The 6,566-nt window shown below is 65.4% G+C and carries 5 protein-coding genes; 2 read left to right on the forward strand and 3 right to left on the reverse strand.

Annotated features, from left to right (window positions below):
- The coding region (locus EOA33_RS19945; RefSeq protein WP_245482384.1) for a methylmalonyl-CoA mutase family protein at positions 1 to 1,293 on the reverse strand (1,293 nt) is incomplete at its 3' end.
- On the reverse strand, positions 1,290 to 2,732 hold the full coding sequence (locus EOA33_RS19950; RefSeq protein WP_126055795.1) for a methylmalonyl-CoA mutase subunit beta: 1,443 nt from the start codon (positions 2,730 to 2,732) through the stop codon (positions 1,290 to 1,292). The genes EOA33_RS19945 and EOA33_RS19950, both read right to left, overlap by 4 nt.
- A gap of 410 nt (positions 2,733 to 3,142) precedes the next feature.
- Here EOA33_RS19950 and EOA33_RS19955 point away from each other — a divergent pair, with 410 nt between their 5' ends.
- The gene (locus EOA33_RS19955; protein WP_127399918.1) at positions 3,143 to 4,687 is read left to right on the forward strand and encodes a helicase HerA-like C-terminal domain-containing protein; all 1,545 of its coding nucleotides are present in this window, start codon (positions 3,143 to 3,145) and stop codon (positions 4,685 to 4,687) included.
- 329 nt (positions 4,688 to 5,016) lie between these two features.
- Here the strand turns inward: EOA33_RS19955 and EOA33_RS19965 are convergent, their stop codons facing one another.
- The gene (locus EOA33_RS19965; protein WP_127406367.1) at positions 5,017 to 5,640 is read right to left on the reverse strand and encodes an FMN-binding negative transcriptional regulator; all 624 of its coding nucleotides are present in this window, start codon (positions 5,638 to 5,640) and stop codon (positions 5,017 to 5,019) included.
- Between the two features lie 75 nt (positions 5,641 to 5,715).
- Here EOA33_RS19965 and EOA33_RS19970 point away from each other — a divergent pair.
- Positions 5,716 to 6,566 (forward strand): PLP-dependent aminotransferase family protein (locus EOA33_RS19970; RefSeq protein ID WP_145989208.1); only part of this gene is annotated, 851 nt, incomplete at its 3' end.

Here is a 6,566-nt window from a genome sequence, read left to right on the forward strand (position 1 = left end):
CAGCTTGGGAATGCCTTTCTCGATCGCCGCGGCCATGCCGCCAAGGCTCTCGACCTCCTCGATGTGGGCGAGGGCGCGCGCCGCCAGGTCATGCGTCAGCCGCTCGACGAAGGCCGAGCCGCCCCACGGGTCGACGACGCGCGTGGTGCCGGATTCCTTCTGCAGGATGAGCTGCGTGTTGCGGGCGACGCGGGCCGAATGGTCGGTCGGCAGCGCCATCGCCTCGTCGAAGGAATTGGTGTGCAGCGACTGCGTATGGCCTTGTGTCGCCGCCATCGCCTCGATCATGGTGCGGGTGATGTTGTTGTAAGGGTCCTGCGCCGTCAGCGACCATCCCGAGGTCTGGCAATGGGTGCGCAGCGACAGTGAGCGCTCGTCCTTCGGCGAAAAGTTCTTCTTCATCAGGCTCGACCAAAGCAGGCGCGCGGCCCTGAGCTTGGCGACCTCCATGAAGAAGTCCATGCCGACGGCCCAGAAGAAGGAAAGCCGCGGCGCAAAGCGGTCGATGTCGAGGCCGGCGGCGACACCGGCGCGGGCATATTCAATGCCGTCGGCGATGGTGCAGGCGAGCTCGAGGTCCGCCGGCGCACCGGCTTCCTGCATGTGGTAGCCCGAGATCGAGATCGAGTTGAACTTCGGCATGTTTCGCGAGGTGTAGGCGAAGATGTCCGACACGATCCGCATCGAGGGTTTTGGCGGATAAATGTAGGTGTTGCGGACCATGAACTCCTTCAGAATGTCGTTCTGAATGGTCCCGGCGAGATCCTTCTGCGCAACCCCCTGTTCCTCCGCTGCCACGATGTAGAGCGCCATGACCGGCAGCACCGCGCCGTTCATGGTCATCGACACCGTCATTTCGCCGAGCGGAATGCCGTCGAACAGCTGGCGCATGTCGAGGATGGAATCGATGGCGACTCCCGCCATGCCGACATCGCCTGCGACGCGCGGATGGTCGCTGTCATAGCCGCGATGGGTGGCGAGGTCGAAGGCGACCGACAGGCCCTTCTGCCCGGCGGCGAGGTTGCGCCGGTAGAAGGCGTTTGATTCTTCCGCCGTCGAGAACCCCGCATATTGCCGGATCGTCCAAGGCTGCTGGACATACATCGTCGGGTAGGGGCCGCGCACGAAGGGCTGCAGGCCCGGATAGGTGTCGAGATGCGACAGGCCCCTGAGATCGCCCTGCGTGTAGAGATGCTTCACGGCGATGCCCTCCGGCGTCATCCGCAGCCCCTTGATCTCGACCGGCGCGCGTCCTGGCGCGGACCAGCCGATCTGGCTGAAATCGGGGATCATGCGCCGGCTCCGATCGATTGGTCGATGCGCACCGGAAACAGCGGCTCGCAGGTCGCGACACCTTCCGTCAGCGCCGGTCTCCGCTCGGCCGGCAACGTCTCGACCGGGCGTTCGCTGCCGGCACGGAACAGCGTGGTGCCGATGATCGCGCGCGAGCCGGTCCGGTATTCGGCATTGCGCTTTGCCGCGGCGGTCTGGACGCGGTTCTGGACATAGCCTTGCTGCAGGCTCGTCAGCACACCGCCTTCGGCCTCGATGCGCTGGAATTCTTGCCAGGCGGCCGCGCAGAGATCATTGGTCAGCGCCTCGACGGCGCCCGATCCGCCAGCAGGGTCGGCGACATGGTCGACATGGCTTTCCTCGGCCATGATCAACTGCGCGTTGCGGGCGACGCGGCGGGCAAAGCCGGCCGGCAGCCCATGCGCTATTGTGTGCGGCAGGATGGAGATCGAATCGGCCCCGCCGGCGGCGGCCGCGAAACAGGCGATCGCCGTGCGCAATATGTTGGTTTCCGGATCCGCCGTCGTCATCATGCGATACGACGTCTCGGCATGGATGCTGGCCGTCGAGGCCGGGATCGAGCAGACTTCCTGGATGCGGGCCCACAGCCGGCGCAGCGCTCGCACCTTGGCCATCGACAGCAACTGGTCCTGGTCGACGCTGAGCGCGAAGCCGATATGGGGCGCTGCATAGACCAGCGGCTGGCGCGCCTTCTCGAACATCCTGAGATAGGAGACCGCGGAGGCGAGCATGGTGCCGAGCTCCTGCGCCTCGGTGGCGCCGGCATTGTGGAAGACGCGCCCGTCTGCCTCGAGCAGCACGCCGGGCACCCCCATGGAGAAGAAATGCGCCATCGATTGCGGCATAGATTCCTGCAGCGCCTCGATCGACATGCGCAGCCGGCCGGTGCCGGCGAAGATCGCCGCCGGATCGATGCCGAAGGAGAGGTTGAGCTTAGTCGGATCGGAGCGGCGCTTGCCGAGGAACGCTATCAGCCAGTCGGCCACCGCGCGGCTCCAGGGATGCGCATCGATGCGGACCTGGACGCGGTTGAGCGGCACGCCGTCGAGCACGGTCTCCAGCGCCTCGGCCGTCCGCGGCAGGCCATAGCCGAAAGCGTTCGGCGCCCCTTCGAAAACCAGCGACAGGCCGGTGGCGCCCTGCGCGACATCCTCCAGCGCCTGCGCCCTGGCGCGGGCGACATCCGGATCGTCGACGCGCTGGCTGACGATCCACGCCGCTGCGGGATTTGCCCTGACCAGCGGTTCCATGGTGACCGCACGCTCATAGAGCGGCTCGATGCGGATGCCGTCGTCGCTGTGCGAAACGAGCCTCTCCTCGAAGGAGCCTCCGGCAAGCGCCTTTTCGGCGAGCGCCAGCCAGCGCTGGCGGTCAGCGTTCTGAAGGTCGACTTCCCTGGTCAAGGCGCCGGCGCCCATCCGCTCTCCTCCCTTACAGCGCCGCGCATCTCCTGGACACGTCGCGGACGCCGTAGCACCTTTGATTCAGCGCATGATCCTTTCGCGGTCATGCGCCGTCTGCCGCATCAATCGAACCGTTAGTCTAAGGTTCCATGCCCGATATCACAATGCGCTGCCCATGCGGCCGGGTGAACCACCAATCGATTGCCAAACATGCCCAAAATCCACAACTTGCCACAAGCCCGTCAAGACCCAGCTTTGGGCTGGGTTCCAATTCCGATCGCGATTGGACGCCCAAATTGCGATAGGGGCCCAAATTGCGATAGGAGCCCAAATTGCGATAGGAGCATTGTCGCTGCCGCGTCGCGTCACTATACCTCAGGCGTGGCCTTTTGCTTTGACTTCATCAGGTTCGCGGAGACCGACATATGGCTGACGACAAGAGTATTTTCATCGGCGCCAGCCGCAAGCCCGACGACAGCTACCAGCGCCCCGAACAGCTTCTGCTGCAATATGGCAACCGCCACGGCCTGATCACCGGCGCCACCGGCACCGGCAAGACGGTCAGCCTGCAGATCCTCGCCGAAGGTTTTTCCAACGCCGGCGTGCCGGTTTTCTGTGCCGACATCAAGGGCGATCTTTCCGGCATCGCCATGATGGGCGAAGCCAAGGATTTCCTGGTCAAGCGCGCCGAGCAGGTGAAGCTTGAGCCGTACGACTTCCAGCAATTCCCGGTCATCTTCTGGGATCTGTTCGGCGAACAGGGCCATCCGATCCGCGCCACCATCTCGGAGATGGGTCCGCTGCTGCTCTCGCGCCTGATGAACCTCACCGAGGCGCAGGAGGGCATCATGAACATCGCCTTCCGCATTGCCGACGAGGAAGGCCTGCTGCTGCTCGACCTCAAGGATCTGCAGGCGCTGCTCGCCAACATCGCCGAGCGTGCCGACGAGCTCAGCGCCCGCTACGGCAATGTGACGAAGCCATCCGTCGGCGCCATCCAGCGCACCCTCCTGGTGCTGGAACAGCAGGGCGCGGCGAACTTCTTCGGAGAGCCGGCGCTGCGCATCGCCGACATCATGCGCACCACCCGCGACGGCCGTGGCGCGATCAGCGTGCTTGCCGCCGACAAGCTGATGATGAACCCGCGCCTCTACGCCACCTTCCTGCTCTGGCTGATGTCGGAATTGTTCGAGGAACTTCCCGAGGTCGGCGATCCTGAAAGGCCGAAGCTGGTCTTCTTCTTCGACGAGGCGCATCTCTTGTTCGAGGACGCGCCGAAGGTGCTGATCGATCGCGTCGAGCAGGTGGTGCGGCTGATCCGCTCCAAGGGCGTCGGCGTCTATTTCGTCACCCAGAACCCGCTGGATATTCCCGAAAAGGTCCTGGCCCAGCTCGGCAACCGCGTCCAGCATGCGCTGCGCGCCTATACGCCACGCGAGCAGCAGGCGGTGCGGACGGCCGCCGACACCTTCCGGCCGAATCCCGATTTCGACTGCGCCACGGCCATCACGCAGCTCGGCACCGGCGAGGCGCTGGTCTCGACCCTGGAGACCAAGGGCGTGCCGTCCATGGTTCAGCGCACGTTGATCCGGCCGCCATCGTCTCGGCTTGGCCCGATCACGCCGGACGAGCGCCGCCAGCTGATCGCCGAGAGCCCGGTTACGGGGCAATACGACCAGACCATCGACCGCGAATCGGCCTTCGAGATGCTGCAGAAGAAGGCCAGGGAGGCGCAGGAGGCCGAGCAGCAGGCGCAACAGGCCGATAGCGGCCGCTCGCGCTGGACCATCCCTGGGTTCGGTGACGATCCTGCCCCGCAGTCCGGCGGCCGCCGCGCGCCGGCGCCGCGTCCCTCCAACCGCCAGACGGTAGCCGAGGCGGCGATCAAGTCGGTGGTGCGCTCGGTCGGATCGTCCGTTGGGCGCGCGATCGTACGCGGGATTCTGGGCAGCCTGGCCAGGGGGCGGTAGGATGGTTCGGGTGGCGGCTATCAAGCTCGACACCAACGCTGTCTTTTGCCGCAACTGCTGGAACTGCTGTGACCGTGGCGGCGCGAAGGCAGCAGGGCGCTGCCTCAGATATTCTCCGGCGTGACGATCTCGAAGGGGATGGACCGCTGAAGGGTAGCGATAGGTGCCTGCGGTCCAATGACATCGATCATGGTCTGCACGAGAAGGGCGGAGGTCGCCTCGAGCGGATGACAGAGAGCTGCCGTGATCAATCCTTCAGACGTGATGGCGAGCAGGAAAAGCCGCGGCGAAAGAACCAGGCAAACCGGCTCAGATCCGGCATGACGGACTCACGACGGGATGAGAGGTGCGACCTCGCGGTCCGAAAGCCGGTCACTTGCCGCAAGGCCGGACACGACACCGGCGCGATCGGCCGCGTTGCGGTTCTGGCTCATCTTGCGCTTGCCTTCCAGCCTCGCGACCGGCATGCGCAGGCCGACGATCCCCCTGAGCTGCGACTGAATGAACTCCGGCGGAGCATCCGACACGGACCACGGTGTGGCGCGCCCGCCTTCATGCAGATTGGTCAGACGCGTCACCACCTCGAGCAGCCTGTCGGCGTCGTCGAAGAATTCGACCGGCCCATAGGAGTGGATGGCGACATAGTTCCAGGTCGGCACGACCTTGCCGGTTTCCTGTTTGGTTTGATACCACGCCGGCGTCACGTAGGCGTCCGGCCCCATGAAGATCGCCAGGCCATCACCCAGCACGGGTGCGCGCCACTGCGGATTTGCCTTCGCGACATGGCCGTAGATTGTGCCGTGCTCGCCCTCGCTCTCGTCGAGGAAAAGCGGCAATGGCGTCGCCAGCAGTCCTTCCGCGGTGGCGGTGACCAGGGTCCCCAACCGCGCCGCGCGGATCGTCGCTCTCAGGCTCTCCTTGTCGTCATCCCGGAAGGCAGGCGGTATGTACATGATGAACTCCTTGCGTCGCAGCTGAAGATGCCTGATGTCTGGCTTGCCTGGAATATCCAGTTTTGAGGTTTTTCGGTGGTCCAGTTGGAGCAGGATCGTGTCGCGCGCCGGATCATCGCGGCAATCAAGGAACAGATCCACAGCGGCGCCTACCAGCCCGGCGACCGCCTACCCTCGACGCGGGCCTTCGCCGCCGAATGGGGCGCGTCACGAACTACGGTGACGGCGGCCTATAATCAGCTGAACGCCGAAGGCTATCTGATCATCCGCCATGGGGCGCGTGCCGTCGTTGCTGCAGGGTTGGAGAGGGCGACGGGGGAGGCGCCCGTATCGACCGCCCCGCCTCGGAACCTTTCGGCATTCGCGCGCCGGCTGCTGGCTTTGCCTCCGCCACCGGAGCAGCAGCCGGGCAAGGTCGCGGATTTCCGCTATGGCGATCTGTCCGGGGCAGACTTTCCGGTGCCGGCCTGGCGACGGGCGTCCAACAAAGCTATCCTGCGACGCGGCGCGCGGCTGCGCTACGGCGATCCGCAAGGGTCTTCGGCTCTCCGCGTCGCGCTTCAGGGCTATCTCTGGCGCGCTCGCGGCATCAACTGCGTGCCGGACCAGATCGTCATCGTGAACGGCTCGCAGCAGGGGCTCGACCTCTGCGCACGGCTGTTGCTCGACCCCGGCAACCCCTTCGTGATCGAAAACCCGGGATATCCGCTGGCTCGCCATGCCTTTGCCGCGGCAGGCGGCGTCGCGGTTCCCGTTGCCGTCGACGCGGACGGGTTGAGGACGGATGCGCTGCCGCCAGCCCGCCTCGCCTGCGTGACGCCGTCGCACCAGTTCCCGCTCGGAAGCGTGCTTTCGGCGACGCGGCGGCGTTCCCTCCTGGCATGGGCCACGGCGACAGGCGCCTACATCGTTGAAGATGACTATGA

Origin of the sequence: Mesorhizobium sp. M4A.F.Ca.ET.050.02.1.1, from assembly GCF_003997725.1 — a bacterium.
In the GTDB taxonomy this organism is placed as follows: Bacteria; Pseudomonadota; Alphaproteobacteria; order Rhizobiales; family Rhizobiaceae; genus Mesorhizobium.

Coding starts and splice junctions, on each gene's coding strand:
- EOA33_RS19950 (WP_126055795.1), bottom strand. CDS start 2,732: ATGGGCGCCGGCGCCTTGACCAGGGAAGTCGACCTTCAGAACGCTGAC.
- EOA33_RS19955 (WP_127399918.1), top strand. CDS start 3,143: ATGGCTGACGACAAGAGTATTTTCATCGGCGCCAGCCGCAAGCCCGAC.
- EOA33_RS19965 (WP_127406367.1), bottom strand. CDS start 5,640: ATGTACATACCGCCTGCCTTCCGGGATGACGACAAGGAGAGCCTGAGA.